The sequence below is a fragment of the Paraburkholderia sp. 31.1 genome (assembly GCF_014397645.1).
Classification (GTDB): domain Bacteria; phylum Pseudomonadota; class Gammaproteobacteria; order Burkholderiales; family Burkholderiaceae; genus Paraburkholderia; species Paraburkholderia tuberum.
In genome coordinates this window covers 43,688-67,974 of the sequence record NZ_VZQN01000044.1, presented here as the reverse complement: position 1 = coordinate 67,974, position 24,287 = coordinate 43,688, and the positions used below count along the sequence as shown (strand labels likewise).

24 protein-coding genes and 1 pseudogene are annotated in these 24,287 nt (G+C 66.0%); 11 read left to right on the top strand and 14 right to left on the bottom strand.

Annotated elements, in window-relative coordinates; all coding sequences use genetic code 11:
* Window positions 1-23: 23 nt before the first annotated feature.
* Complete coding sequence (locus tag F6X37_RS36455) at window positions 24-758, bottom strand: hypothetical protein (RefSeq protein WP_222944964.1); 735 nt, start codon at window positions 756-758, stop codon at window positions 24-26.
* 224 nt (window positions 759-982) lie between these two features.
* Between F6X37_RS36455 and F6X37_RS28630 the strand changes: the two genes are divergently transcribed.
* Together F6X37_RS28630 and F6X37_RS28625 are read left to right on the top strand one after the other, a co-directional pair.
* Complete coding sequence (locus F6X37_RS28630) at window positions 983-1,135, top strand: hypothetical protein (RefSeq protein ID WP_187613624.1); 153 nt, start codon at window positions 983-985, stop codon at window positions 1,133-1,135.
* Window positions 1,136-1,351: 216 nt separating this feature from the next.
* Window positions 1,352-1,741, top strand: coding sequence for a DUF6232 family protein (locus F6X37_RS28625; protein WP_184072498.1), 390 nt, complete (start codon window positions 1,352-1,354; stop codon window positions 1,739-1,741).
* 113 nt (window positions 1,742-1,854) lie between these two features.
* On the opposite strand, the gene F6X37_RS28620 is transcribed toward F6X37_RS28625, so the two are convergent.
* Entirely contained in the window at window positions 1,855-4,308 is a 2,454-nt protein-coding gene (locus F6X37_RS28620) for a glycogen/starch/alpha-glucan phosphorylase (protein WP_187613623.1), read from the bottom strand.
* Window positions 4,309-5,084: 776 nt separating this feature from the next.
* Here F6X37_RS28620 and F6X37_RS28615 point away from each other — a divergent pair.
* Window positions 5,085-6,455, top strand: coding sequence for an MFS transporter (locus tag F6X37_RS28615; protein ID WP_187613628.1), 1,371 nt, complete (start codon window positions 5,085-5,087; stop codon window positions 6,453-6,455).
* Between the two features lie 141 nt (window positions 6,456-6,596).
* Here the strand turns inward: F6X37_RS28615 and ltaE are convergent, their stop codons facing one another.
* The 3 genes from ltaE to F6X37_RS28600 form a co-directional block, all read right to left on the bottom strand.
* Entirely contained in the window at window positions 6,597-7,604 is a 1,008-nt protein-coding gene (gene ltaE, locus F6X37_RS28610) for a low-specificity L-threonine aldolase (protein ID WP_187613622.1), read from the bottom strand.
* A 186-nt stretch (window positions 7,605-7,790) separates the two neighbouring features.
* Window positions 7,791-8,594, bottom strand: coding sequence for a peptidoglycan DD-metalloendopeptidase family protein (locus F6X37_RS28605; RefSeq protein WP_184037114.1), 804 nt, complete (start codon window positions 8,592-8,594; stop codon window positions 7,791-7,793).
* A 149-nt stretch (window positions 8,595-8,743) separates the two neighbouring features.
* Window positions 8,744-9,055 carry a cupin domain-containing protein gene (locus tag F6X37_RS28600; protein WP_184037116.1) on the bottom strand — a complete coding sequence of 104 codons (312 nt, stop codon included), beginning with the start codon at window positions 9,053-9,055 and terminating at the stop codon, window positions 8,744-8,746.
* 230 nt (window positions 9,056-9,285) lie between these two features.
* On the opposite strand from F6X37_RS28600, the gene F6X37_RS28595 reads away from it, so the two are divergent.
* Complete coding sequence (locus tag F6X37_RS28595; RefSeq protein ID WP_187613621.1) at window positions 9,286-9,606, top strand: hypothetical protein; 321 nt, start codon at window positions 9,286-9,288, stop codon at window positions 9,604-9,606.
* Window positions 9,607-9,759: 153 nt separating this feature from the next.
* Here the strand turns inward: F6X37_RS28595 and F6X37_RS28590 are convergent, their stop codons facing one another.
* From F6X37_RS28590 to F6X37_RS28560, 7 genes are all read right to left on the bottom strand, one after another.
* Window positions 9,760-10,095, bottom strand: coding sequence for a DUF4148 domain-containing protein (locus F6X37_RS28590; protein WP_187613620.1), 336 nt, complete (start codon window positions 10,093-10,095; stop codon window positions 9,760-9,762).
* A 275-nt stretch (window positions 10,096-10,370) separates the two neighbouring features.
* Complete coding sequence (gndA, locus tag F6X37_RS28585) at window positions 10,371-11,780, bottom strand: NADP-dependent phosphogluconate dehydrogenase (protein ID WP_187613619.1); 1,410 nt, start codon at window positions 11,778-11,780, stop codon at window positions 10,371-10,373.
* Window positions 11,781-12,046: 266 nt separating this feature from the next.
* A complete protein-coding gene (locus tag F6X37_RS28580; protein ID WP_184060537.1) occupies window positions 12,047-12,655 on the bottom strand; it encodes a DUF938 domain-containing protein in 609 nt (202 codons plus the stop codon).
* Window positions 12,656-12,710: 55 nt separating this feature from the next.
* Entirely contained in the window at window positions 12,711-13,580 is an 870-nt protein-coding gene (locus F6X37_RS28575; RefSeq protein WP_187613618.1) for an NAD-dependent protein deacetylase, read from the bottom strand.
* Between the two features lie 41 nt (window positions 13,581-13,621).
* On the bottom strand, window positions 13,622-13,897 hold the full coding sequence (locus F6X37_RS28570; protein ID WP_187613617.1) for an oxidoreductase-like domain-containing protein: 276 nt from the start codon (window positions 13,895-13,897) through the stop codon (window positions 13,622-13,624).
* A 102-nt stretch (window positions 13,898-13,999) separates the two neighbouring features.
* Window positions 14,000-14,764, bottom strand: coding sequence for an SDR family oxidoreductase (locus tag F6X37_RS28565; RefSeq protein ID WP_090809366.1), 765 nt, complete (start codon window positions 14,762-14,764; stop codon window positions 14,000-14,002).
* A complete protein-coding gene (locus F6X37_RS28560; protein ID WP_187613616.1) occupies window positions 14,764-14,997 on the bottom strand; it encodes a hypothetical protein in 234 nt (77 codons plus the stop codon). The genes F6X37_RS28565 and F6X37_RS28560 overlap by 1 nt, the downstream gene beginning before the upstream one ends.
* 42 nt (window positions 14,998-15,039) lie before the next feature.
* On the opposite strand from F6X37_RS28560, the gene F6X37_RS28555 reads away from it, so the two are divergent.
* Window positions 15,040-15,873, top strand: a complete 834-nt coding sequence (locus tag F6X37_RS28555; RefSeq protein WP_187613615.1) for a polysaccharide deacetylase family protein — start codon at window positions 15,040-15,042, stop codon at window positions 15,871-15,873.
* A gap of 35 nt (window positions 15,874-15,908) precedes the next feature.
* Here the strand turns inward: F6X37_RS28555 and F6X37_RS28550 are convergent, their stop codons facing one another.
* Window positions 15,909-17,321: a DUF2252 domain-containing protein gene (locus F6X37_RS28550; RefSeq protein ID WP_187613614.1), complete on the bottom strand. Its 1,413-nt coding sequence runs from the start codon at window positions 17,319-17,321 to the stop codon at window positions 15,909-15,911.
* Window positions 17,322-17,616: 295 nt separating this feature from the next.
* On the opposite strand from F6X37_RS28550, the gene F6X37_RS28545 reads away from it, so the two are divergent.
* A complete protein-coding gene (locus tag F6X37_RS28545; protein ID WP_090809359.1) occupies window positions 17,617-18,300 on the top strand; it encodes a Pr6Pr family membrane protein in 684 nt (227 codons plus the stop codon).
* Window positions 18,301-18,481: 181 nt separating this feature from the next.
* Window positions 18,482-18,748, top strand: coding sequence for a CsbD family protein (locus F6X37_RS28540; protein WP_013091250.1), 267 nt, complete (start codon window positions 18,482-18,484; stop codon window positions 18,746-18,748).
* Window positions 18,749-18,844: 96 nt separating this feature from the next.
* Here the strand turns inward: F6X37_RS28540 and xth are convergent, their stop codons facing one another.
* Window positions 18,845-19,654, bottom strand: coding sequence for an exodeoxyribonuclease III (gene xth / locus F6X37_RS28535; RefSeq protein ID WP_187613613.1), 810 nt, complete (start codon window positions 19,652-19,654; stop codon window positions 18,845-18,847).
* Window positions 19,655-19,856: 202 nt separating this feature from the next.
* Between xth and F6X37_RS37200 the strand changes: the two are divergent.
* The 4 genes and pseudogenes from F6X37_RS37200 to F6X37_RS28520 all read left to right on the top strand — a co-directional run.
* Window positions 19,857-19,943 (top strand): annotated as a pseudogene (locus F6X37_RS37200) (formate hydrogenlyase); the annotation flags it as partial.
* Between the two features lie 270 nt (window positions 19,944-20,213).
* Window positions 20,214-20,936 carry a (2Fe-2S)-binding protein gene (locus tag F6X37_RS28530; RefSeq protein WP_187613612.1) on the top strand — a complete coding sequence of 241 codons (723 nt, stop codon included), beginning with the start codon at window positions 20,214-20,216 and terminating at the stop codon, window positions 20,934-20,936.
* Window positions 20,937-20,947: 11 nt separating this feature from the next.
* A complete protein-coding gene (locus F6X37_RS28525) occupies window positions 20,948-21,949 on the top strand; it encodes an FAD binding domain-containing protein (protein WP_187613611.1) in 1,002 nt (333 codons plus the stop codon).
* Window positions 21,946-24,159, top strand: coding sequence for a xanthine dehydrogenase family protein molybdopterin-binding subunit (locus tag F6X37_RS28520; protein WP_187613610.1), 2,214 nt, complete (start codon window positions 21,946-21,948; stop codon window positions 24,157-24,159). The genes F6X37_RS28525 and F6X37_RS28520 overlap by 4 nt, the downstream gene beginning before the upstream one ends.
* The last annotated feature ends 128 nt before the right edge of the window (window positions 24,160-24,287 follow it).

Sequence of the window (24,287 nt, the reverse complement as noted above, 5' to 3'; positions counted from 1 at the left end):
CATTGGATTGCTGACAGAGCCAGTTAGTGCTTCGTCGTGGTCGTGCCAGGAGTCGCAAGTCTGTCCTGAACGCTTTGCGCCGCATCGGCCAGCAGGTCCGCCGCATCGCGGGGAGTAAGACGACGGTCCGGAATACCCTTGGCGTCGAGCGCCAGAACCGTGAACAGTTCATGATCGCAATTGTTCATGCGCCTGTAGTCCTCGCCGATATGAATCATGACCTCAAGCAGATTCCGCTGGTCGTGTCTTTCCTCAGGCGTTAAAGGATTCCTGAACAATGAAGTCGCAAGCGTAATCAGGTGTTGAAGTTGCTGTCCCTGCCTTTCACAAAGATGGAAGGCAGCCAGCGCGAGACGTTCATACTGAAGCGCATCTACGGGGGGCGGGAAGAAGGCTGTTGCCTGGTAGCTTTGGTCATACGCGGACCGGGTTATGGGCTCGTTGGATCGAACGACACGTTTGGGTTCGCGTCGGCTTACGGGTTCAATAGCCACGGCGGCACTGCGACGGCATTCGGAAACAGTTATTCGATTGGCGACAAGTTCGTCAAGGCGCTGCTCTCGTCCAGCGACGGTCACGGGCTGCGATGCGACCTTCGCGGCCAGGGAGCCAGTGGTGGCGGCATATGCGTAGACGACGGCGGCAAAGTGTACGACGTCATCCTCGTGCGGAAATAGGCACCAACTTACCATTCGCGCGGCATGGCGTCCTTGCTGAATGCGATTGACGCCAGCGAGCAAGATGTCGTTGCTACTCAATCGTGTCAACTTGGATATCGAGATTCAATATCTCAGCATCGAGATCGACAGGGTGTTCGAGACGGCGATACAAACCGAGATTTGGGCCACTGTACGGGCCGTACAGTACGGACACCGTTAGGCCAGGAGTGGACGCCAGTATGCAGTGCTACAAAGCTGCCGTTCGAGCTTTCTCGGGTGATGCTGATGCCGCTGATGTCTGAGTATTATGTTTGGGCGTCGACATGAAACTTCTTGATGCTATCTACGACAGTCCCGTCAAGCTGCTCCAGAAGGCGACACGCGACGGCGAGGCCTTAATTCGAGCGCTAAGCGTTTGCGATGAATCGGCGGTTCGCGACTCGCTGTTCAATTTTGCAATCAGCGCCTACCACTGAGCGCCAGAATCTAACGGATGTGCCACAAAGGCTGCCGCAACCAGTCTTTGACTCGCGCCGCCATATTTTAGTCAGAAAATCCCTCAACTGTTTTTTAGTCATTGGAATCGCTCTCCCTTGCAACACAGGCCTGAGAAAGAATGAAAAAGTCCGTAACTTTAGTAATTTGAAGGAAGTCTGCTACGCTGCGCGCTTCACCACCCTCGCATTGAAACGATGGAAAGCCCTTTCAACGATCGCGGCGTGTCGGTCACGCGCAACGCCCTCTCATCCGCAGGTCAGGTCTTCCCGCTGCGCGATATCGTCGACGTGCAGGTCGTGACCGTGCAGAAGAACAAGGTCGTGCCGCTCGTGATCTCGGTGGCCGGGCTGATCGGCGCAATCGTCGGGGGCGTGCTGCACTCGGCGTCGGGACTCGTATGCGGGGTGATGCTGATCGTGGTCGGTTGGCTTACCTGGGTCACCCAGGACATCACGCATCGGCTGATGGTCAAGACGGCCGACGGCGAGCGCGAAGCGCTGATGAGCACGGATCGCGAGTTCGTCGAACGCGTCGGCGAGGCAGTGCATCGGGCGAAGGCCGCGGCTGCCGCGCCGAAGGCTTGACGCGGGGCGACGATCGAACATGACGAAGCCGTGCGCGACGGATCAGCACCAGCCTCGCACGGCTTTCGATCTGCTTGCCCGCAAGCAACGACTACGTTGCCGTCGTCTCGCGCTCAGTCGAGACTGAGCGGACTCACGCGCCAGATATTGCGCGCATACTCGCCGATCGTTCGATCCGACGAGAACTGCCCCATCCCCGCGACGTTCTCGATCGCGCTTTCGGCCCACGCGTGCTTGTCGACGAAACGCGCATCCACTTCGTTCTGCGCCTTCGCGAACGCGTCGAAATCGGCGAGCACCATATAGTGATCGCCCCAGTCGACCAGCGTGTGAAAGATATCCGAGAAGCGCAGCGGATCGTCCGGCGAAAAGAAGCCCGTGCGAATCTGATCGAGCGCGGTGCGTAGTGCTTCGTTTTCCTCGTAAATCCGCCGCGGCCGATAGCCGCTTGCGCGCAGGTCGTCCACCTCGTCGGCAGAGTGACCGAAGATGAAGATGTTCTCGCGCCCCACTGCGTCGCAGATCTCGATGTTCGCGCCGTCCATCGTGCCGATCGTCAATGCGCCATTGAGCGCGAGCTTCATGTTGCCGGTGCCCGACGCCTCGGTGCCGGCCATCGAGATCTGCTCCGACAGATCGGCCGCCGGAATGATCAGCTCGGCCACGCTGACGCCGTAGTTCGGCACGAACACGACCTTCAGCCTGTCGCCGATCAGCGGATCATGATTGACCTTCTCGCTGACGTCGCCGATCAGCTTGATGATCGTCTTGGCCATCCGGTATGCGGACGCGGCTTTGCCCGCGAACAGCACGACGCGCGGCACCCAGTCGCGCTCCGGATTCGCGCGAATCTCGTTGTAGCGTACGATCACGTGCAGCAAGTTCAGCAACTGGCGCTTGTATTCGTGAATGCGCTTGACCTGCAGATCGAACAGCGCGTCCGGATCGAAGTGCAGCTTCGTGTGATGCGCGAGCCGGTGCACGAGCCGCAGCTTGCTCTGTCGTTTGGCCTCGCGGAACGCTTCGACGAACTCGTCGTCCTTGCGCAGATTACGCAGCTGCTCAAGCTCGAACAGATTGCTGCGCCAGTGTGTGCCGATGCGCGCGTCGATCAGCGACGACAGCGACGGACTCGCCTGCGCGAGCCAGCGGCGCGGCGTGATGCCGTTGGTCACGTTGGTGAAGCGGTCCGGATAGATGCGCGCGAAGTCGGCGAAGATGTCGCGCGTCATCAGCTGCGAATGCAGCTTCGACACGCCGTTCACCTTGTGACTCGCGACGATCGCCAGATACGCCATGCGCACGCGCCGCTGCCCATATTCATCGACGAGCGAAATGCGGCGGATCATCTCGGCGTCGTGGCCCGAGTGCTCGCTGACGTGCTTCAGAAACTGTGCGTTGATTTCGAAGATGATCTCGAGATGCCGCGGCAGCAGGCGTGACAACATTTCGACATCCCATGTTTCGAGCGCCTCGGGCATCAGCGTGTGATTCGTGTACGAGAAGATCTGCGTCAAGTGTTTCCACGCCTTGTCCCACGGCACATGATGCTCGTCGACGAGCAGGCGCATCAGCTCGGGAATCGCGAGCACCGGGTGCGTGTCGTTCAGATGCACCGCGACCTTCTCCGAGAAGCGTCCGAACGTGCTGTGCGTGCGCTGATAGCGGCGGATCAGATCCTGCATCGTCGCCGACACGAAGAAGTACTCCTGGCGCAGCCGCAACTCGCGGCCCGCCGGCGTCGAATCGTCCGGATAGAGCAGCCGCGACACGTTCTCCGACATGTTCTTGGTATCGACCGCGTTGCGGTAGTCGCCACGATTGAATGCGCCGAGGTCGAGTTCCTCGGTCGCGCGCGCGGACCATAGGCGCAGCGTGTTGGTCGCGTCGGTCGCGTAGCCGGGGATCACGGTGTCGTAGGCGGTCGCGTTCACATGCTCGGTGTCGATCCATTCGGTCTTGTCGCCACGCTGCACGGTGCGGCCGCCGAAGTGCACCATGTACTTGATTTCGGGTCGCGGAAATTCCCATGGATTGCCGGCGCGCAGCCAATAGTCGGGCGCCTCGACCTGCTCGCCGTTGACGATTTCCTGACGGAACATGCCGTACTGGTAACGGATGCCGTAGCCGAAGCCCGGAATGCCGAGCGTCGCCATCGAGTCGAGAAAGCACGCCGCGAGCCGGCCGAGGCCGCCGTTGCCGAGCGCTGCGTCGGGTTCGAGATCGATCAGCGCGTCCATGTCGACGCCGAGGCTCGCGAGCGCCTCCTTCATCTGATCGTGAATGCCGAGCGCGAGTAGCGCGTTGGTAAAGGTCCTGCCGATCAGAAACTCCATCGACAGGTAGTAGACCCGCTTCACGTCCTGCTCGTATTGCAGGCGCGTGGTCTTCATCCAGCGTGCGACGAGCCGGTCGCGCACGGCCAGCGCGGCCGCGTGCAGCCAGTCGTGCGGGTGAGCGGTGACGGCGTCCTTGCCGACGCCGTACATCATGCGATTCGAAATTGAGCGCCGTAGCGCGTCGACGGTACTGTTGAGCTGGTCGAATTCCAGATCGACGGCTGTCATCGAAGCCTCCGGGAAGGTCGACATGGCAAACGCGAACCGCACGGGAGACGGACGGGAGGCGCGTGCCTGTCGGAGCGGTTTAAAAAAATAGAGTAGGACATTTTAGGGATCGCGCACACTGGCGCGCGAGCGGACGGTGATGGATACGGCGTGCCCGGCGAGCTCGCCCGCTGCCGCGCGACCGAGCCGCGGCGGGCGCCCGGACACGGTGCAAAGCCGCGTGGCAGCGGCACTCGGGGTGGGCATCGGCGCGCATGAGTCGGGTGACGAAAGCGGGTTGGGAAGGCAAACGCCCGAAGCATCTGCGAGCCGCACATCGATTATTTTTCCGATGCGTGACGAGCGGATGAAGCTCCGAATAGCCTGATTTTGTGATCGAATCGGGCGGCCCGTTCTGCCGGGCGGTTCTGTCGTCTGCGGGTTGGATTTGACATGGGGCGTGTACCGATTCGGAGATGGCGGCGGGATTGGCGGTTAGTTGCGTTTCATTGAGATCAAAGCGCCTCATCTTCAAGCCGCCTCCCGGTCCCTGCCCGCCTCCCTGCACCATCGTGCCGTCTCTGCAACAATCGCGACGTTGCGCCGCACAAGCCGCCACGCTGATCCCCCGTGGACCGACAGCGCGCGCCTCACCCACGACGAAACCGCCGCCCGAGCGCGTCGCCTCTCCGGAAGCGACCGACACCGGCATGCCCAACCCCGCGAGCCACACCTTGTCCGATAAGCTCAGCCCCGCCGTCGGCGTCCCCACGCCGACTCTCCCCGCCGACGGCCCGATGTCGGCCGCCAACCGCCGCGCGATGGCCGCGATCATGCTCGCCGTCGCGCTCGCCACGCTGGATACCGCGATCGCCAACACCGCGCTGCCCGCGATCGCCGGCGACCTGCACGCGGCGCCGGCCGCCTCGGTCTGGATCATCAACGCATATCAGCTCGCGATGGTCGCGACGCTGCTGCCGCTCGCCGCGCTCGGCGATATCGTCGGACATCGGCGCATCTATATCGGCGGCATCGCGCTGTTCACGCTGAGCTCGCTCGGCTGCGCGATGGCGCCGACGCTGCCGCTGCTCGCCGCCGCGCGCATCGTGCAGGGCTTGGGCGCCAGCGCGATCATGAGCGTCAACACCGCGCTGATCCGCTATCTGTACCCGCCGCATCGGCTCGGTCGCGGGCTTGGCACCAATGCGCTGATCGTCGGCGTGTCGTTCGCGGTCGGGCCGACGGTGGCGTCGTTGATTCTGTCGGTCGCGACGTGGCCGTGGCTGTTCGCGGTCAACGTGCCGCTCGGTGTACTCGCGCTGAGCTTCGCGATGCCGGCGCTGCCGCATACCGCGCAGAGCCGGCACCCGCTCGATCCGGTGGCGGCGCTGCTCAACGTGGTCACGTTCGCCGCGCTGATCTTCGCGCTCGGCGAGGCGGCGCAACGCGCGTCGCTGCAGATCGTGCTCAGCGCCGCGGTGCTCGCCGGCGTGTTCGGGCTGCTGCTGATCCGCCGCGAGGCCGGCCACCCCGCGCCCATGCTGCCTGTCGATCTGTTCAAGCGGCCGGTGTTCGCGCTGTCGGCGTTGACGGCCGTGTGCTCGTTCGCCGCGCAGGGCCTCGCGTTCGTGTCGCTGCCGTTCTATTTCGAGGACGTGCTGCTGCGCAGCCAGGTCGAAACCGGCTTCCTGATGACGCCGTGGCCCGTCGTGGTCGCGCTCGCCGCGCCGCTCGCGGGCGGCCTGTCGGACCGCTACCCGCCGGGGCTGCTCGGCGCGATCGGGCTCGCGGTGCTGTCGGCGGGGATGGCCTCGCTGGCGATGCTGCCCGCCCATCCGCACGTGCTCGACATCGGCATCCGTATGGCGATCTGCGGCGCGGGTTTCGGCTTTTTCCAGTCGCCGAACCTGAAGGCGCTGATGGCGAGCGCGCCGCCGGAGCGTAGCGGCGGCGCGAGCGGCATCGTGGCGACCGCGCGGCTGCTCGGACAGGCGACCGGCGCGGCGCTGGTCGCGCTATGCTTCGGCATTGCCGGCCGCCAGCACGGGCCGACGCTCGCGCTCGGCCTCGGCGCGTTCTTCGCCGGCGCGGCGAGCCTGGCGAGCGGCTTGCGGCTGCTCGCGCCGTCGCATCGCGCGGGCGTGCAGGCGAAGGCGGCGGTCAAGTGAGATATGCGCCGGACGGCGCGTGAGGCGGGGATGAAGCCTGAATGAAGCGCGCCTCGAACGAGCGCGCACGAGTTGGAGCCAGTGCGGGAAGACGAGGCGGCAACCACGCGAGCCGCCTCGCTTGCGACCCATGCGGCGCGATCAACGTGCCGCGAAATACCCCTTCACCGCGGCAACGAACGTGTCGATATCGTCGCGCGACACATCCATGTGCGTGACGAAGCGCGACGCATACAGCATCTGCGTGAGGATGCCGCGCTCCTTGAGCCACGCCTCGAGCGGCGCGCAATGCTGCTGCGGAAACTGCGCGAACACCATGTTCGTCGCGACCGACTGCACCTTCACCTGCTCGATCGTCTCCAGCCCCGCCGCCAGATGCGCGGCATTTGCGTGGTCGTCGGCGAGCCGCTCGACGTTGTGATCGAGCGCGTACAGGCACGCCGCCGCGAGCACGCCAGCCTGGCGCATGCCGCCGCCGAGCACCTTGCGCCAGCGATGCGCGACGTCGATCAGCGCGCGGCTGCCGACCAGCACCGAGCCGACCGGCGCGCCCAGTCCCTTCGAAAAACAGATCGACACCGAATCGAACGGCTCGGCCAGCGCCGCGACCGGCTTGCCCGCCGCGACCGCCGCGTTGAACACGCGCGCGCCGTCGAGGTGGGTCGCGAGGCCGCGCTCGCGCGCGAGCCGCGTCGCGTCGGCGACGTACTGCGCCGGCAGCACCTTGCCGCCGATCGTGTTTTCCAACGCGAGCAGCCGCGTGCGCGCGAAGTGATCGTCGATCGGCTTGATTGCGGCGGCGATCTTGTCGAGCGGGATCGAGCCGTCGGCGGCGTTTTCGAGCGGTTGGGGCTGGATGCTGCCGAGCACGGCCGCGCCGCCGCCCTCGTATTTGTAGGTGTGCGCGAGCTGGCCGACGATGTATTCGTCGCCGCGCGCGCAGTGCGCCATCAACGCGGCGAGGTTGCTTTGTGTGCCGCTCGGGAAGAACAGCCCCGCTTCCTTGCCGGTGCGCTCGGCCAGCGTGGCCTGCAGACGCAGGACGGTGGGGTCGTCGCCCCAGACGTCGTCGCCGACTTCGGCCACCGACATCGCCGCGAGCATCGGCGGAGTCGGACGGGTGACGGTATCGCTGCGCAAATCGATCATTGTGTGTCCCTGTGCGTCCATGAATGACAGCCTACGGCAACCGGCCGCCCGTGCATTCCGGAAGGAACGCGCGCGCCGGCAAACGAGCCATACAGTGTATTCAATTCAGACGACGCTGAAAATCGACGCATCCCCGAGAAGCGCGCCGATCCGGCTGCGATGAGCCAACAGTCGCGACGGGGACGCTCAGCCGCCAGGCTTCGGCAACCACTGGAGCGGATCGACCGGCTGGCCGTTCTCGCGCACTTCGAACTGGATCGACGCGACGCCGCGGCTATCGACACCGACCTCGCCGATCGTCTGCCCTTGCGCCACCGCATCGCCTTCCTTGACGAGTAGCTGGCTGTTCTGGCCGTACGCGGTGATCAGCGAATCGTTGTGCTTGATGATGATGAGCGGGCCGTAGGCTTCGATGCCGGTGCCCGCGTACACCACGCGGCCGGTCGCCGCGGCCTTGACCGGATCACCGGGTTGGCCGCCGATCACGATGCCGTTGGATTTGCCCGGCGCGAACGCGCGCAGGATCGGTCCGCGCAATGGCCATTGCAGCACGCCCTGCTGCGGCACGGCGGCAGGGGCCGGCGCACCGGGTACGGCGCCCGGCGGCACGTTCGCCGTCGCGCCCGGCGCGGCTGGCGCACCCGGCGCCACCGCGACCGGCGGCGTGACCACGCTGCCCGAGGCCATCGGCGGTGAAACGCGCAGCACCTGGCCGGGCGCGACCGCCGCGTTGACCGGCAAGCCGTTCCAGGCCGCGATTTCCTGCGGCCTTCGTCCATAGGCCGAAGCGATGCCGGACAGCGTATCGCCCGGATTGACGCGATAGTAGCCGGCGGGCACCGGGACGGTCGCGAGGCTGGTCGTGCTCGACGGCGCGTTGCTGTAGAACGGCGTGCTTTCCCACGGCATCGTCGTGCAGCCGGCGATCGCCACGCCGAGCGCCGCCGCCATCAGCAGGCGGATCGCCGTCGGTTGCCATTGTTGTGTCATCTGCTTTTCCTCGACCTGTGTCTCAATCCAATTCAATCGACGCCGCAGCAATTGCCGTGCCGTCACGCTTGCACACGGTCGCGGTTGTCCGCTGCCGCCTGGATATCGTGCGCGACCGCCACACGCGCGCCGTCAAACTGCCGTGATCTTCAGACGCTGCCCTGCTTTTCGACGACGAGCACGCGTGCCGCGCCCAGCGGATGCGCGACATGCTCGGTGCCGACCGACGCATGGAACACGTCGCCGGTTTCGAGCACTGTCGTGCGTTCGACGCCGTCTTCGCGATAGCGCATTTCGACGCGGCCGTCGAGCACGGCGAATACCTCCTCGCCGTCGTTCACGTGCCACTTGTACGGCTGGTCGGTCCAATGCAGACGCGTGGTGACGCCGTTCATGTTCGCGATGTCGAGCGCGCCCCAGGCACGCGACGCGGTGAAGCTTCTGCTGCGGATGATCTTCATGGTCGATGAGCAATTGGCAAGCGCGCAAGCCCGGCGGGCGGCGCCGTGCGACCACGGCGTCGGCGCTCGCGCGGCTGGCCCTATTATAGGTCGCGTGGCCCGCGCGTCTGGGCGAGCAAGCCGCCACGGTCGTTCCGTCCGATCATTGCAGGCGATCGACCATCGCCTATACTCAGTCAAGCCGCGCGGAGCAGCTCACGACAACGTTGGGATTCTGGGAGGAATCGAGGATGAACAAAGCCACCTTTCTGGCCGTGCAACTCAACGTCGACGATGTGGCGGCGTCTGCCGGCCTCGTCGAACTGCTGAACACGCATCTGATCTTCGCCGCCGAAGTTGCCGAGGCCGCCGATGCGCTCGTGCAACTGGCGAGCATCGCGAGACTGTCGAGCGGGGTCGAGGCGAGCGTCGAGCTGCCGGCGTTGGCGCTCGAACGGCTGCGCGAGGCGCTCGACAACCTGAGCGACTACGACGAATCGTGGCTGCTCGCGCTGGAGCCGAGCCGCGCGCTGTTCGATGACATCGGCCGGCGGCAGCGAACGCTGCATTGACGGGAACGTCGCAGCACGGCGCCGTAAACGACAAAACGCCATCCGATCGAACTGGATGGCGTTTTTTCTTGCCCGCCGCGTTCGCGCTATTCCACGAAGCGGCGTCTACAGCGCACTACAACTACCCACTACATCTGCGGACTTCTACTGCGATTAGTTGCCGAAGTACACCGAGTCACGGTTGGCCTTCGCCGGAATGACAGCGTGGCCAGCTTGCGACGTGCCGGCGGCCGGAGCGCCGTAGCCGCTGGTGTCTGCGGGGTTGGCCGCGATCGCCGTGCCGCGTTGCGCATCGACGCGTGCTTGCGCTGCCTGGATGTCGGCCGGGTAGTTCACGTCGCTGGCGCTCGGGTTGTAGCCGGCCTTTTCGAGTTGAATCAGTTCAGCGCGAACCAGAGCACGGGTCACCGGCTGACTCGCTTGAGCGAACGACGCGACCGGAACAACGAGGGCGGCGGCGATAGCAACAGCGGAAATCAGGGTCTTCATGATTAACCTCCAAAGGACTTGTTGTGTGGTGCGCTTCGGGTTTCTGCTTATTCCTCAGCGATTGAAAACAAGTTTAGAGGTGTCTCGATCTAGGGTAAACCCTTAAACCAGTGAAATTCTATTACTGCCGTCGCAATAATCATTTGGCATTCTTCAAGTCCGCGTTTAACCCGCGAGACATTTGGTAATAATGCGGCGTTTCCTTGCCGATCCGAACGGAGCAACGGCCCGGCGCGCCCTGTCACCATGGCGCGCCGGGCCGTTTTTTCAACCGCTCAGCTCCACTGCGCGTGGAAGCTGCCCGGCTTGTCGATGCGTTCGAACGTATGCGCGCCGAAGAAGTCGCGCTGCGCTTGCACGAGGTTCGCGGGCAGACGCTCCGAGCGGTAGGCGTCGAAATACGCGATCGCCGACGCGAATGCCGGCACCGGCACACCCGCGTTGACCGCGGCCACCACGACTTCGCGCAGCGCCGCCTGGTAGTTCTTCGCGATGTCGCGGAAGTACGGGTCGAGCAGCAGGTTCGCGAGCGCCCTGTCCTTCGAATAGGCGTCGGTGATCTTCTGCAGGAAGCGCGCGCGGATGATGCAGCCCGCGCGGAAAATCTTCGCGATCGTTCCGTAGTCGAGATCCCAGTTGTACTCTTCCGACGCGGCGCGCAACTGCGCGAAGCCCTGCGCGTACGAGATCACCTTGCTGAAGTACAACGCGCGGCGCACCGATTCGATGAACGCGTCCTTCGCGCCTTCGAGCGGCCTCGCCTGCGGACCTTCCAGCACCTTGCTCGCGGCCACGCGCTGCGTCTTCAGCGACGACAGCACGCGCGCGAACACCGCCTCGGTGATCAGCGGCAACGGCGCGCCGAGGTCGAGCGCGTTCTGGCTGGTCCACTTGCCGGTGCCCTTCTGCGCGGCACGGTCGAGAATCACGTCGACGAGGTCCTTGCCGGTTTCGTCGTCCTTCTTGCCGAAGATCTTCGACGTGATTTCGATCAGATAGCTGTCGAGCTCGCCCTGGTTCCACTCGGTGTAGACCTTGCCGAGTTCCTCGTTCGACAATCCGACGACCTGCTTCAACACCGCGTAGCTTTCGGCGATCAGCTGCATGTCGCCGTACTCGATGCCGTTGTGCACCATCTTCACGAAGTGGCCCGCGCCGTCCGGTCCCATGTACGCGACGCAGGGCTCGCCGTCCGGCGCCTTCGCGGCGATCTCGGTGAGGATCGGCGCGACGAGGTCGTACGCGTCGCGCGGGCCGCCCGGCATGATCGACGGGCCTTTCAGCGCGCCTTCCTCGCCGCCCGAGACGCCGGTGCCGATGAAATGCAGACCCGCCTTCGCGAGTTCCTGGTTGCGGCGGATCGTGTCGGTGAAAGGCGTGTTGCCGCCGTCGATCAGGATGTCACCTTTTTCGAGCAGCGGCTTGAGCGAGGCAATGGTCGCGTCGGTCGGCTCGCCGGCCTTGACCATCATCAGAATGCGGCGCGGCTTTTCGAGCGAGTCGACGAACTCTTCCAGCGTGAAAGCCGGCACCAGTTTGCGGTCCGGAAATTCGGCGATGAGTTCGTCGGTTTTCGCGCGGCTACGGTTGTAGACCGACACCGCGTGGCCGCGGCTCTCGATGTTGAGCGCCAGATTGCGGCCCATGACCGCCAGCCCCACCACGCCGATTGCCTGTTTGCCCATTTGAATTCTCCAGAGTCCAAAAAAATGTCGTGGCGCCGCGCCATGAGAACGGCGGCGCGGCGTCGAGGGTGAAAGGATAAAAGAAATGCGCGCTTGCCGCTTGGGAGGGGGCAAGCCGCCAGTTGCTCGTGCTCCTGTCGTGCTCATGTTTGCGCGTGACGACAGGTATTGTGCGCGCGTCGGCGTTTGCGCGGCGGGTTCGGTTTGGGATCGCACCGAGGTTTGGCGCAAGGCGTGGACGAATGCGCGGCCCGTCGGTGCCCCCGCTACCCTGCCCGCTTCGTGAACACCAGGCTGAAGTTGTTCGCGGGCATCGCGACCACCCGTTCGCAGGTGAGCCCCGCCGTGTCGCCGAGCGCGACGACCGCTTCCATATCGCGCACGCCCCATTCGGGATCGCGGCTCTTCAACCATTGATCGAACGCTTCGTTGCTCGGCGCCGTGTGCGCGCCGCCGCGCCGGTAAGGACCGTATAGATAGAGCACGCCGCCGTCGACGAGGCGCCGCCCCGCGCCGTCGAAAAGTGCCTGCGCCGCGCTCCACGGCGAGATGTGGATCATGTTGATGCAGACGACGGCGTCGAGCGCATCGACGCCCCAGTCCGGCTGATGCACGTCGAGCGCGAGCGGCGCGCGCAGGTTCGCGAGCCCCGCGTGCGCGGTCCACGCGGCAATCGACTCGCGCGCCTGCGCATCGGCATCGCTCGGCTGCCAGTCGAGACCGGGCAGCGCGCCGGCGAAGCAGATCGCGTGCTCACCGGTGCCGCTCGCGATTTCGAGCACGCGGCCGCTCGCCGGCAGCGCCTCGCGCAGCACGGCAAGGATCGGTTCGCGATTGCGTTCGGCGGATGGCGAATGTTGCCGGGAGTCGGTCATGGTCGGCTCTGGTGTTCCTCAGGTTTTGACGGTGATCCACGGGATCTACTCATTCTCAATCGCCAGCCAGCAGACCGGCGAGCGCGCACAAGGTATCGCCGCACGGCGCGGCCACCTTCAGCGACAGCAGCGGATCGGCGCGCGTGCGGCCGAGGTTGATCGCCGCGATCGGCTTGCCCTGGCGCTGCGCCCACACGCAGAAGCGGTAGCCGGAATACACCATCAGCGACGAGCCGGCCACGAGCACGGCGTCGGCCGCATCGAGCGCATGCGACGCCGCTTCGACGCGCGCCTTCGGCACGTTCTCGCCGAAGAACACCACCGACGGCTTCAGCAACCCGCCGCAGTTCGCGCATGCCGGCACGCGAAAACCGCCGGGATCGTGCCACTCGAGATGCGCGTCGCCATCGGCGGCGGCTTCGGCCGTGACGTCGAGCAGAGCGGGGTTGCCGGCTTCGAGCGTCTGCTGGATCGCCGCGCGCGAGTGCTGCATGCCGCAGTCGAGACAACTGACGCCGTCGATGCCGCCATGCAGCTCGATCACGTCGCGGCTGCCCGCGCGCTGATGCAAGCCGTCGACGTTCTGCGTGACCAGCGTCGGCACGTGACCGGCCGCTTCGAGCCGCGCGAGCGCGACATGCGCGGCATTCGGCTGCGCGCGCGCGACGAGCGGCCAGCCGACCATGCTGCGCGCCCAGTAGCGCTGACGCATCGCCGGCGTGCCAAGGAACTCCTGCAGCGTGATCGGCGGCGAGCGCTTCCATGCGCCGTTGTCGTCCCGGTAGCCGGGGATGCCGGAGTCAGTGCTGATGCCCGCGCCGGTCAGCACGAACAGGCGCGGATGACGCTGCACGAAGCGATGCAGATCGTCGAGCGTGTGCGGATCGGTGAGAGATTCGGTCGGCGTGAGCTGAAGGTCGGTCATAACGGGGACGGTGGACGATCGTGCGCGAATTCGTGCGCGAATCAGCGGCGAGGGCTCGGTTTGCCGCGCGTGGGTGTCGAGCGACGCGCGTCGGCTTGCGGTTTCGACTTCGCGCCCTGCGTGTCCGGTCGCCGCGCTGGCCGCGCCTTCTGCGCCCGCCGCTTGTGCCACGCAGCCAGCGCGAGCTCGTAGCGCTCCAGCGCTTCATCGTAGAGATCGAACACACACTGCGTGCAGCCGCTATGACAGCAGTCGTCGAGATCGGGCCGCACGGGCGGCTGGGGCGGCGGGTCGTCGCTGGGTGTGGCGCGGGGCACGGCGGCTTGCTTTGCGTGGAAAGACGGCGGAGCGCCCAGTATAAGTTGAACGCGCGCGCCCCGCTCCCCGCCCCGGCGTTGTGAGCCGGTGCTGCGCGCCGCTCAGCCGCGCCCGACGAACGGCATCTTGCTCGCCATGATCGTCATGAACTGCACGTTCGCCGACAGCGGCAGGCTCGCCATGTGCAGCACCGCGTCGGCGACGTGCTGCACGTCCATCAGCGGCTCGACCGCGATCTCGCCGTTCGCTTGCGGCACGCCGCGCGCCATTCGCGCGGCCATCTCGGTCCCCGCGTTGCCGATGTCGATCTGCCCGCACACGATGTCGTATTTGCGGCCGTCGAGCGACACCGCTTTCGTGAGTCCGGTAATCGCGTGTTTGGTCGCCGTGTACGCGGCGCTGTTCGGACGCGGCGCATGCGCGGAGATCGAGCCGTTGTTGATGATGCGGCCGCCGCGCGGGTTCTGCGTCTTCATCAGGCCGAACGCCGCGCGCGTGCACAGGAACACGCCGTTCAGATTGGTATCGACGATGGAACGCCATTCGTCGATGCTCACTTCGTCGAGATCGACGGGCGAGCCGTTGCGTCCCGCGTTGTTGAACAGCAGGTCGAGCCGGCCGAAGCGCGCGCGGATCGTGTCGAAAAGCGCGGCGACGCTGTCGGCGTCGGTCACGTCGCACGCAACCGCGAGCGCGTCGCCGCGCAGCGCCCGCGCTTGCTGCGCGACCGCATCGAGCGCGGCCTGGCGGCGGCCGGCGAGCACCACGCTATAGCCGTGCTGCGCGAGCGTCAGTGCGCACGCGCGGCCGATGCCGCTGCCCGCGCCCGTCACCAGCGCCACTTTTCCGTTTCCTGTTTCCGACATCACGCATCTCCTGTTGTATTGGGTAGCGACGCGAGCTTGTTGCGGCGATCGGCGCCGATCGCCATCGACACGCGCGACTCTTTTCGCCCCGCACCATACAACAGCGAATCGGCGATCGCAAACCGCGCGACGTCTTTCAGCGCGCTTTCACCGGCGTATGTGGCCGCCGAACGCGGCTCGTCGACGAGCGCAACAGTGGTATCGTTCGCGGCTGCGCATCGCGCAAGATTCACGGCCTTCCCGGGACGGAGGAAGGCGTACTGGAAGCACGTTCGATGAATGAATGCCCGAACCCGCCGCGCCGCTGGCCGCGTAGCCGCAACTCCGCACTGCTGAACGGCACGATCGGCTGGCACGTGATCGTGCTGATCGGCGTGGCTGTCGCACCGGCCGCGTGGCCATGGTGGCTCGCCGCGATCGTCGCGAATCACGCGCTGTTCACGATCGCCGGACTATTGCCGCGCACCACCCTGCTCGGGCCCAACTGGACCCGCCTGCCCGCGAACCCGCGCAACGCGGATGCAATCGCGCTGACCATCGACGACGGTCCCGATCCCCTCGTCACGCCGCAAGTGCTCGATCTGCTCGACGCGTTCGACGTGCGCGCGACGTTCTTCTGCATCGGCGCGAAGGTGGAGCGTTATCCGCAACTCGCGCGCGAGATCGTCGCGCGTGGGCATGGGCTCGAAAATCACTCGCAGGTGCACGTGCATACGTTTTCGGTCACGTTTCCGCGCGCGTTGACGCGCGAGATCGCCGCCGCGCAACGCACGCTCGAAACCGTCAGCGGCGCGCGGCCGATATTTTTCCGCGCGCCCGCCGGCCTGCGCAACCTCTTCCTGGAGCCGGTGCTGCGCAAGCTCGATCTGCGTCTCGCGGCCTGGACACGGCGCGGCTACGATACGCGCGAGCGTGACCCTCACGTGGTTGCGCGGCGGCTGCTCGATGGTCTCGCCGCGCGCGACATCCTGTTGCTGCACGATGGCAACGCCGCGCTGACGATCGAAGGCCAGCCGCTGATTCTCGCGGTGCTGCCGAGCGTGATCGAAGCGGCACGCGAGCGCCATCGGCGTTTCGTCACGCTGCGCGAAGCGCGCGCCGATGCGTGACGGTGCGCATGAAATGACACCACGCGCACGCAGCGCTACACACGGAAATCCGCCGCCATGTCCTCGTCGGTGCGCGCTTCGAGCTTGCCGTCGCGGCACGCTTTCATGAACACGTCGTAGTCGCGCTCGACCTGATCCGCGTAGGCGCTCGCGTAGCCGCTCAGCGCTTCGCCGAACTGATCGCCGCGGCCGATGTACGCGCTGATCTCGATCGCCTGGCCGCTCGCCTTCGCATGCGCGCGCGCCATGATCCAGCCACATAGCCGCGCATAGCCGTCGAGCAGATCGCTGTCGAACAGCTCGATATTCGCGGACAGCTTCATGTCGCGCAACTGGCGGAAATAGAAATGCCGCCCGAGCGGCCCGGTCCCCCAGCCGAGGAAGACGTCGCTCGCGGCCTGCAGCAGCCGCTGTCCTTGCACGACGCGCTCGCCCTGATGCGTGACCGCCGGCGACTTGTAGAACTGCGCGATGACCGACGGCCGCGCCTCCTTCAATTGCAGGAACAACGGCTTGCCCATGTGATCGACGAGCAGCACGACCAGACAACGCGTGCCGACGCTGCCGACGCCGACCGCCTTGAACACGACGTCGTGCCTCGTGAACTGATCCAGCAGTTCGCGCCGATCGTGCGACATCGTCTTGCGGTACTCGTCCCACACTTGCTCGACCATCTTGTCGACGTTGCCGGTCCGGTAGGTTTCGGTTTCCTCGGCCGTCAACAACGTATTTGCACCGTGCACGTGAAACAGCGCGGGCGGCGCATCGTGGATGGTCCAACGATTGCCGTCGAACGAGGCCATTTTTTCGAGCAGGCTTTCATGCGTGCGGCTCGCGGCCTTCTCCATGCCGCGCCGCACCGCGCGCCGGCGCTCGGGCGTCAGTGCGATCTCGGCCATGCGGTCGAACGTGATGCGGTCGTACCACAGGTCGAGCGCACCGAACTGCGCGTATTGCGCGACGCGATCGCGATACGAGCCGACCGCGGTCATCACCAGACTCTCGGCGGTGCCGCGGCTCAGGCGCATCTGGCGCGCGGCCACGACGAGGCTCGCGCACAGGCGTTTCAGGTCCCATTCGAACGGGCCGATCGAGACTTCATCGAAGTCGCTCAGGTCGAAGACCAGTTGCCGCTCGGGCGTGGCGAAGCCGCCGAAATTCATCAGATGGCCGTCGCCGCAGATCGGCATGGTGAGGCCGGTGTCGTGCACCTTGCTCAGATCGTGCGCCTGCAGAATCGCGCTGCCTCGAAAGAACGAGAACGGCGAGGCAGCCATGCGCCCATAGCGCAGCGGCACCAGATTCTCGACGCGCTCCGCGCTGCTCTGTTTCAGCAACTCGATCGAATCGCGGTGCAACTCGCCGACCGCCCGGTGACTCGAGCGTTTCGAATGCTCGCGCGCGGCGCGGCCGCGCGCTTCCCGTTCGGCAATGGTGCTGGCTTTCATGCTTTCTCTCCGTTTTGCGAGTCTTGAACCGGCGCTGACAGAGACTGCTTGCCGCGCGCGGCGTCGTTAACATCGAGGGCTGCAGCCGCGATCATAACGGGTCGAAACACACAATGAATCGCCGCCTGTGAGCGCGGCGCTTGCAGCCGTGGCGGCGAGCTTGCAACCCGCGTTGCAACCCGCTTTACAGCCAGCCAGTAGCTCGCGTAGTACGCCGTAGTATTTTGCCAACGCCGGCGCGCGTGGGCGCGAAAGCCCATGCAGCCGCGCGCGCACCGCGCGTAGAATCGAGCGCATGCGCCCTACCCTCGCTCCGCAGCGCGAGCCCGAGCTGCCGCTGCATACGCCCAGTGTGTCGTCGCTGACGTTGGCGGCGGTCATTGCGCTGATCGCGTGGATGGCGATCCTCGCGCAAGCCGACCTGACGATCGATCGCTCGCTCGCGCGCGGGCTCACCGTGTTCGACGCGCTCGCGCGCATGAGCAGCTACCTGACCAATCTGACGGTGCTCGCCAGTGCGCTCTGCTTCACCTGCATCGTGCTGCGGAAGCACCGCTCGCCGCTCGTGCGCTTTTTCCGGCAGCCGACGGTCGTGACCGCGGTGGTCGCGTACATCGTGTTCGTCGGCCTCGCGTACAACCTGCTGTTGCGCGGACTGTGGCCGCTGTCGCCCTACCGGCGCCTGCTCAACGAGTCGCTGCACAGCGTGCTGCCGATGCTCGCCGCGCTCTACTGGGTGCTGTTCGTGCCGCGTTTTCATCTGCGGTTGCGCCACGCTCCGCTGTGGCTCGTCTATCCGCTCGCCTATCTCGGCATCACGTTCTGGCGCGGCAGCCTGTCGGATTTTTATCCGTATCCGTTCATCGACGTCGAAACGCTCGGGCTGCGCCAGGTGCTCGTCAATGCCGCGCTGCTGTTCGGCGGTTTTCTGATGCTGCTGGCCGTGTTCGTCGGCATCAATTTCGGGCGCCGACGATGATGTTCCCGCACGTCCCCTTTGGCCGGATGCATGGCGTCCCGTCGCCGGGCGCACTTCTTGCACCCCTTTCGTCACTGACGCAGGCTCACGCCGCACTGGCACGGCTTGCGCGGCGCCCTTGTGCGAGCGCGTTGCAATTGCAGCGGGCCCGCACGTAAATATGACAACAGGAGCGATGCATATGGATACGAATTCAGCGGCAGGCGCGGTAAAGGAAGTCGCGGGCAAGGTGCAAAGCGCGGTCGGCGATGCCGTCGGCGACACCAGCGCGCAGGTGGCGGGCAAGGCGCGCGAATTGAGCGGCAAGGCGCAGCAGTTATGCGCGAATACGACGAGCCTCGTGCGCGATACGACGGCCGAAAACCCGTTCACGACGCTGGCCGTGGTTGCTCTCGCCGGGTTCGTGATGGGCGCGCTGTGGTCGCGCGGCGGTCGCGACTACGACTGAAGCAGGCGCGGCGCCGGATCATAGGCGCCGATCAACAGGGCGCAGCAGTCGCGCCAAAGCGGGCGATCCGCCGCAAGCGGATCGCCCGCCGCTTCACTAGTCGCTCTTCTTCTTGCGGCCGGCGCCCATTTCCAGTTCGATCCACGTCGGCGCGTGGTCGCTGGCATGCGGTTCGCCGCGCAGCCAACGGTCGACGCCCGCATCGCGCAGGCGCGGCGCGAGGTCGGCACTCAGCAGCAGATGATCGATGCGCAGCCCCGAATTCGTATCCCAATGACGGCGGAAATAATCCCAGAACGTGTACACGCGTTCGTCGCCGAAATGCGTGCGCAGCGCATCGGTCCAGCCTTGCGCGAGCAGCCTGCGATAACGCTCGCGGCTCTCCGGCTGCAGCAGCGCGTCCTTTAGCCACGAGCGCGGGTTGTAAATGTCTTCGTCGGTCGGCACGACGTTGAAGTCCCCAGCGATCACGACCGGGTGGCCGCTCTGGTAGAGCTGCGCCGCATGCGCGATCAGATGATCGAACCACGCGAGCTTGTAGTCGAACTTGGGGCCGGGCTGCGGATTGCCGTTCGGCAGGTACAAACACACGATCAGCACGCCGCCGACCGCGGCCTCGATGTAACGGCTATGCGTGTCGTCTTCGAAACCGGGCAGACCGCGCCGACGTTCGAGCGGTGCGTCGCCTTTGGCCAGAATCGCCACACCGTTCCATGCGCTCTGGCCTTGCCACACGGCGCCATAACCGGCGTCGCGCAATGCGTCGACTGGAAATGCGCTATCCACCGCCTTCAGTTCCTGCAGGCAGACCACGTCAGGCGCCTCGCGCTCGAGCCATTGCAATAGCGCCGCCTGCCGCGAGCGGATACCGTTGATGTTGAACGTCGCAATGCGCAGCTTCGCCATGATCATCCCTCCATCGCCTATTGCGCCGCGACGTCGCGATACTCGGTCGCCCGCGAACGCGCGCGGCAATCAGGGTGTTATCCCCGATCGGTTTTGCTCATAGCACCGATTCCATTTTGGCCCGGTTGGCCAGTTCCAAATTTATCACCCGCAAAGCGGACATTTTCCATCCAGTTCAAACCTGTCGACATCCGCGGCGAAGCTACCCGTAAGTCTGACGATCCCCGGATGTCCGCCGCCGCCGATCGATTTGCTGCGAGGCATCCTCGCAGCCTGCCGGGCGCGTTGAGCCCGGAGGTCGATTTCGCATTTTCCCCGTTGCAACGTGCAACTTTTGCCCGTGTTTGCGCGGGCTCCAGCCGGGCTCCATCGCGGTCATTGCGCATATTGGCCTGCCTTTATTGCGCAGATCGGCTTTGCGCTTGCAGCGAGTTTTTAATACCGTGTTAGCTGCAACGGCATTCAAATTGCTGCGCAATAGTTTGGCTTCAACGCGATGCGTCGGACATCGACGCGTCGTCAGCCTGCATTGACCTTTCAGTGGAGTCAACAGATCGTCATGACTACGCCTACAGAATGTCAGCATTGCGGGGACGCCCCCGCATCAGAGTCCACCGCCGAGCCCACCACCACGCCTTCCCAACCGTCACGACGTCGCTTCCTGCAATCTGCGGCGGCCGCCGCGACGATCGGTGCGGCGCCGCATCTGCGCGCGCAAACGCGAGCGCCGGCGCCCGCCTCACCCGCGCCGCCAGGCAACCCCGTGGTGCCGCCGCGCCCCGTCACGTTGACCGTCAACGGCCGCGCGTACACGCTGCAGCTCGAACCGCGCGTGACGCTGCTCGACGCGTTGCGCGAATACGCGGGACTGATGGGCACGAAGAAAGGCTGCGACCGCGGTCAATGCGGCGCCTGCACGGTGCTCGTCGACGGCCGCCGCATCAACTCGTGCCTGACGCTCGCGGTCATGCACGAAGGCGAGAACATCACGACCGTCGAAGGACTCGCGAGCAACGGCGCGTTGAGTCCGGTGCAGGCCGCGTTCATCGAACACGATGCGTTCCAGTGCGGCTACTGTACGCCCGGGCAGTTGTGCTCGGCGACCGCCCTGCTCGGCGAATTCCGCAACGGCACGGCGAGCACCGTGACCGCCGACGTGCGCGCGCGTCCCGCCGCGCTCACCGACGACGAAATCCGCGAACGCATGAGCGGCAACCTCTGCCGCTGCGGGGCGTACGTGAACATCGTCGCCGCGGTCCGCGCCGCGCACGACAACGCCTGACGGAGACCGACATGGATGCGATCTCCTACGAACGCGCCGGCGACGTCGCCAGCGCGGTGCGCGCCGCGCAACAGCCGGGCGCGGTATTCATCGGCGGCGGCACGAATCTGCTCGATCTGATGAAGGGCGGCGTCGCGCGGCCGGTGCGGCTCATCGATATCACGCACATCGGCGGCCTCGACTCGGTGACGACGCTGCCCGGCGGCGGCATCCGCATCGGCGCGCTGGTGCGCAACAGCGACGCGGCCAATCACGCGCTGGTGCGCGAGCAGTACCCGCTGCTGTCGCAAGCGCTGCTCGCGGGCGCCTCGGCGCAGTTGCGCAACATGGCGACGGTCGGCGGCAATCTGCTGCAACGCACCCGCTGCGGCTACTTCTACGACACCGCGTTCACGCAGTGCAACAAGCGCCTGCCCGGCAGCGGCTGCGCGGCGCTCGACGGCCATAACCGCGCGCATGCGATCCTCGGCGCGAGCCCGCAATGCATTGCGGTCAACCCGTCGGATATGAGCGTCGCGCTGGCCGCGCTCGATGCGCTGGTGCGCGTGAGCGGCCCCAGCGGCGAGCGCACGATCGCGTTCGCCGATTTCCATCGGCTGCCGGGCGACCGGCCCGATGTCGATACCACCTTGCAGCCCGGCGAGTTGATCACCGCGGTCGATCTGCCGCCGCCGCTCTTCAGCGCGCATTCGCACTATCTGAAGGTGCGTGACCGCGCCAGCTACGCGTTCGCGCTCGTATCGGTCGCGGCGGCGTTGCAGATGGACGGCGAGCGTGTTCAGAGCGCGCGCATCGCGCTCGGCGGCGTCGCGCACAAACCATGGCGCGCGAACGTGGCCGAGCAGATGCTGAGCGGCCAGCCGCTCAGCCAGGCCACGCTGAAGAACGCCGCCGCGGCCGCATTGAGCGGCGCGCAGCCGCGCCACGACAACGCCTTCAAGGTGCAGCTCGCGCAGCGCGCGATCGTGCGTGCGGTCAATCAGGCAGCCGGCAACGCGGGAGGTATCGCATGAATCTGATCGGACAACCGCTCGATCGCGTCGACGGACTGCTGAAGGTGACCGGCGACGCGCGTTATGCAGCCGAATTCCCCGGGGCGCGCCTCGCGCATGCGGTGCTCGTGACGAGCACGATCGCGGCCGGCACGATCGCGTCGATCGATGCGAGCCGCGCCGAGGCCGTGCCCGGCGTGCTGCTCGTGATGACCTACCAGAACGCGCCGCGCCTGCCGAATGGCGGCCGGCCCGCGCTCGCGCCGCCGGCCGGCCGGCATCTGTCGCTTCTGCAGGATAACGAAGTGCACTACAGCAACGAGCCGGTCGCGGTGGTCGTCGCGGATACGCTCGAACATGCGGCCGATGCCGCTCGCCAGCTGCGCATCGCCTATCAGCCGGGCGCCGCGGCGCTCGACTTCGAGCAGGCGAAGGCGCACGCGCATGCGCCGGACAAGCCGCAGGGCCGCCAGACCGACACGCAGCGCGGCAGCTTCGAGGACGGCATGCAAAGCGGCGACGTGCATATCGAAGCGACCTATACGACGCCGATCGAGCACCACAACCCGATGGAGCCCCACGCAACGATGGCGCAATGGGACGGCCCGCAGTTGACGGTCTACGACTCGACGCAGGGCGTGAGCGGCGCCGCGCAGGTGCTCGCGAAGACGTTCGCCATCCCTGTGTCCGACGTGCGCGTGATCTCGCCGCTGATCGGCGGCGGCTTCGGTTGCAAGGGCTCGTCGTGGTCGCACGTGTCGCTGTGCGCGATGGCCGCGCGGCAAACCGGGCGGCCCGTGCGGCTCGCGCTCGAACGCCCGCAGATGTTCGGCCCGGTCGGCGCGCGGCCGCGCACCGAGCAGCACTTCGTGATCGCCGCGCGGCATGACGGCACGCTGAGCGCGATGCGTCACGACAGCATCTCGAACACGTCGATGATCGAAGACTGGACCGAGACCTGCTGCATGGTCACGCGCATGCTGTACGCGGTGCCCAACCAGATAACGACGCACCGGCTCGTGCAACTCAATGTCGGCACGCCGACCTTCATGCGCGCACCCGGAGAAACCACCGGCTCGTTCGCGCTCGAATCGGCGATGGACGAACTCGCCGTCGCGCTGAAGATGGACCCGCTCGCGCTGCGCCTGAAGAACTACGCTGACAGCGATCCGCAGGAGCACAAGCCGTGGTCGGGCAAGTCGCTGCGCGAGTGCTATCAGATCGGCGCCGAGAAGTTCGGCTGGTCGCGCCGCCCGCACGCGCCACGTTCGAGGCGCGACGGCAACACGCTGATCGGCATGGGCATGGCGACCGCGACCTATCCGGCCAACCGCAGCGAGGCGTCGGCGCTTGCGCAGATTCTGCCGGACGGCACCGCGGTGGTCGCATCGGGCACGCAGGACATCGGCACCGGCACCTACACGGTGATGACCCAGGTCGCCGCCGATGCGCTCGGCTTCACGCCCGAGCAGATCCACTTCGCGCTCGGCGATTCGTCGCTGCCGCGCGCGCCGGTCTCGGGCGGCTCGCAGTCGGCGGCCAGCGTGTCGCCCGCGGTGCGCGACGCGGCGAGCCAGGCGCGCAGCCAGTTGATCGCGCTGGCGCTTGCCGATGCGGCGTCGCCCGTGCATGGCCTGCCGCTCGATGACGTCACCGTCGCAAACGGCTGGGTCGTGAGCCGCTCGCAACCGGGCAAGCGCGATCCGGCCGCGGCGATCATCGCGCGCGCGGGCGGCAAGCCGATCGAGGCGAGCGCGACCGTGAAGCCCGGCGACGAGAAGCAGAAGTACTCGTTCCACTCGTTCGGCGCGGTGTTCGTCGAGGTCCACGTCGATGCCGAGCTCGGCACGATCCGCGTGCCCCGCGTGGTCGCGGTGTACGACGTCGGCCGCGTGCTGAACCAGAAGACCGCGCGCAGCCAGATGATGGGCGGCATCGTATGGGGCATCGGCGCGGCGCTGCAGGAGGAAAGCACGCTCGATGCGCGCTTCGGACGCTTCACGAACGCGAACCTCGCCGAGTATCACGTGCCGGTGAATGCCGATATCGGCACGCTCGACATCACCTTCATCGACCGGCCCGATCCTTATATCAACTCGCTCGGCGTGCGCGGTATCGGCGAGATCGGCATCACGGCCGTGGTGGCCGCGATCGCAAACGCGGTGTACAACGCGACCGGCGTGCGGGTGCGCGATCTGCCGATCACGCTGGACAAGGTGGTGCGGACCTGAACCGGCGGCAGTGCCGGAATTGGAGTGAAAGCGAAAGCGGCGGGCGGCTTGCATCGGGCGTGCCTTGCCGCTTGCTTCGCGCACCGTTGCATCGCACAATCGGGGGCATTCCTGTCTACCGGTATCCG

Excerpts from the sequence above, each read along its gene's own strand:
- F6X37_RS28630 (WP_187613624.1), top strand. The coding sequence starts at position 983 with ATGAAACTTCTTGATGCTATCTACGACAGTCCCGTCAAGCTGCTCCAG.
- F6X37_RS28625 (WP_184072498.1), top strand. The coding sequence starts at position 1,352 with ATGGAAAGCCCTTTCAACGATCGCGGCGTGTCGGTCACGCGCAACGCC.
- F6X37_RS28620 (WP_187613623.1), bottom strand. The coding sequence starts at position 4,308 with ATGACAGCCGTCGATCTGGAATTCGACCAGCTCAACAGTACCGTCGAC.
- F6X37_RS28615 (WP_187613628.1), top strand. The coding sequence starts at position 5,085 with ATGTCGGCCGCCAACCGCCGCGCGATGGCCGCGATCATGCTCGCCGTC.
- ltaE (WP_187613622.1), bottom strand. The coding sequence starts at position 7,604 with ATGATCGATTTGCGCAGCGATACCGTCACCCGTCCGACTCCGCCGATG.
- F6X37_RS28605 (WP_184037114.1), bottom strand. The coding sequence starts at position 8,594 with ATGACACAACAATGGCAACCGACGGCGATCCGCCTGCTGATGGCGGCG.
- F6X37_RS28600 (WP_184037116.1), bottom strand. The coding sequence starts at position 9,055 with ATGAAGATCATCCGCAGCAGAAGCTTCACCGCGTCGCGTGCCTGGGGC.
- F6X37_RS28595 (WP_187613621.1), top strand. The coding sequence starts at position 9,286 with ATGAACAAAGCCACCTTTCTGGCCGTGCAACTCAACGTCGACGATGTG.
- F6X37_RS28590 (WP_187613620.1), bottom strand. The coding sequence starts at position 10,095 with ATGAAGACCCTGATTTCCGCTGTTGCTATCGCCGCCGCCCTCGTTGTT.
- gndA (WP_187613619.1), bottom strand. The coding sequence starts at position 11,780 with ATGGGCAAACAGGCAATCGGCGTGGTGGGGCTGGCGGTCATGGGCCGC.
- F6X37_RS28580 (WP_184060537.1), bottom strand. The coding sequence starts at position 12,655 with ATGACCGACTCCCGGCAACATTCGCCATCCGCCGAACGCAATCGCGAA.
- F6X37_RS28575 (WP_187613618.1), bottom strand. The coding sequence starts at position 13,580 with ATGACCGACCTTCAGCTCACGCCGACCGAATCTCTCACCGATCCGCAC.
- F6X37_RS28565 (WP_090809366.1), bottom strand. The coding sequence starts at position 14,764 with ATGTCGGAAACAGGAAACGGAAAAGTGGCGCTGGTGACGGGCGCGGGC.
- F6X37_RS28555 (WP_187613615.1), top strand. The coding sequence starts at position 15,040 with ATGAATGAATGCCCGAACCCGCCGCGCCGCTGGCCGCGTAGCCGCAAC.
- F6X37_RS28550 (WP_187613614.1), bottom strand. The coding sequence starts at position 17,321 with ATGAAAGCCAGCACCATTGCCGAACGGGAAGCGCGCGGCCGCGCCGCG.
- F6X37_RS28545 (WP_090809359.1), top strand. The coding sequence starts at position 17,617 with ATGCGCCCTACCCTCGCTCCGCAGCGCGAGCCCGAGCTGCCGCTGCAT.
- F6X37_RS28540 (WP_013091250.1), top strand. The coding sequence starts at position 18,482 with ATGGATACGAATTCAGCGGCAGGCGCGGTAAAGGAAGTCGCGGGCAAG.
- xth (WP_187613613.1), bottom strand. The coding sequence starts at position 19,654 with ATGGCGAAGCTGCGCATTGCGACGTTCAACATCAACGGTATCCGCTCG.
- F6X37_RS28530 (WP_187613612.1), top strand. The coding sequence starts at position 20,214 with ATGACTACGCCTACAGAATGTCAGCATTGCGGGGACGCCCCCGCATCA.
- F6X37_RS28525 (WP_187613611.1), top strand. The coding sequence starts at position 20,948 with ATGGATGCGATCTCCTACGAACGCGCCGGCGACGTCGCCAGCGCGGTG.
- F6X37_RS28520 (WP_187613610.1), top strand. The coding sequence starts at position 21,946 with ATGAATCTGATCGGACAACCGCTCGATCGCGTCGACGGACTGCTGAAG.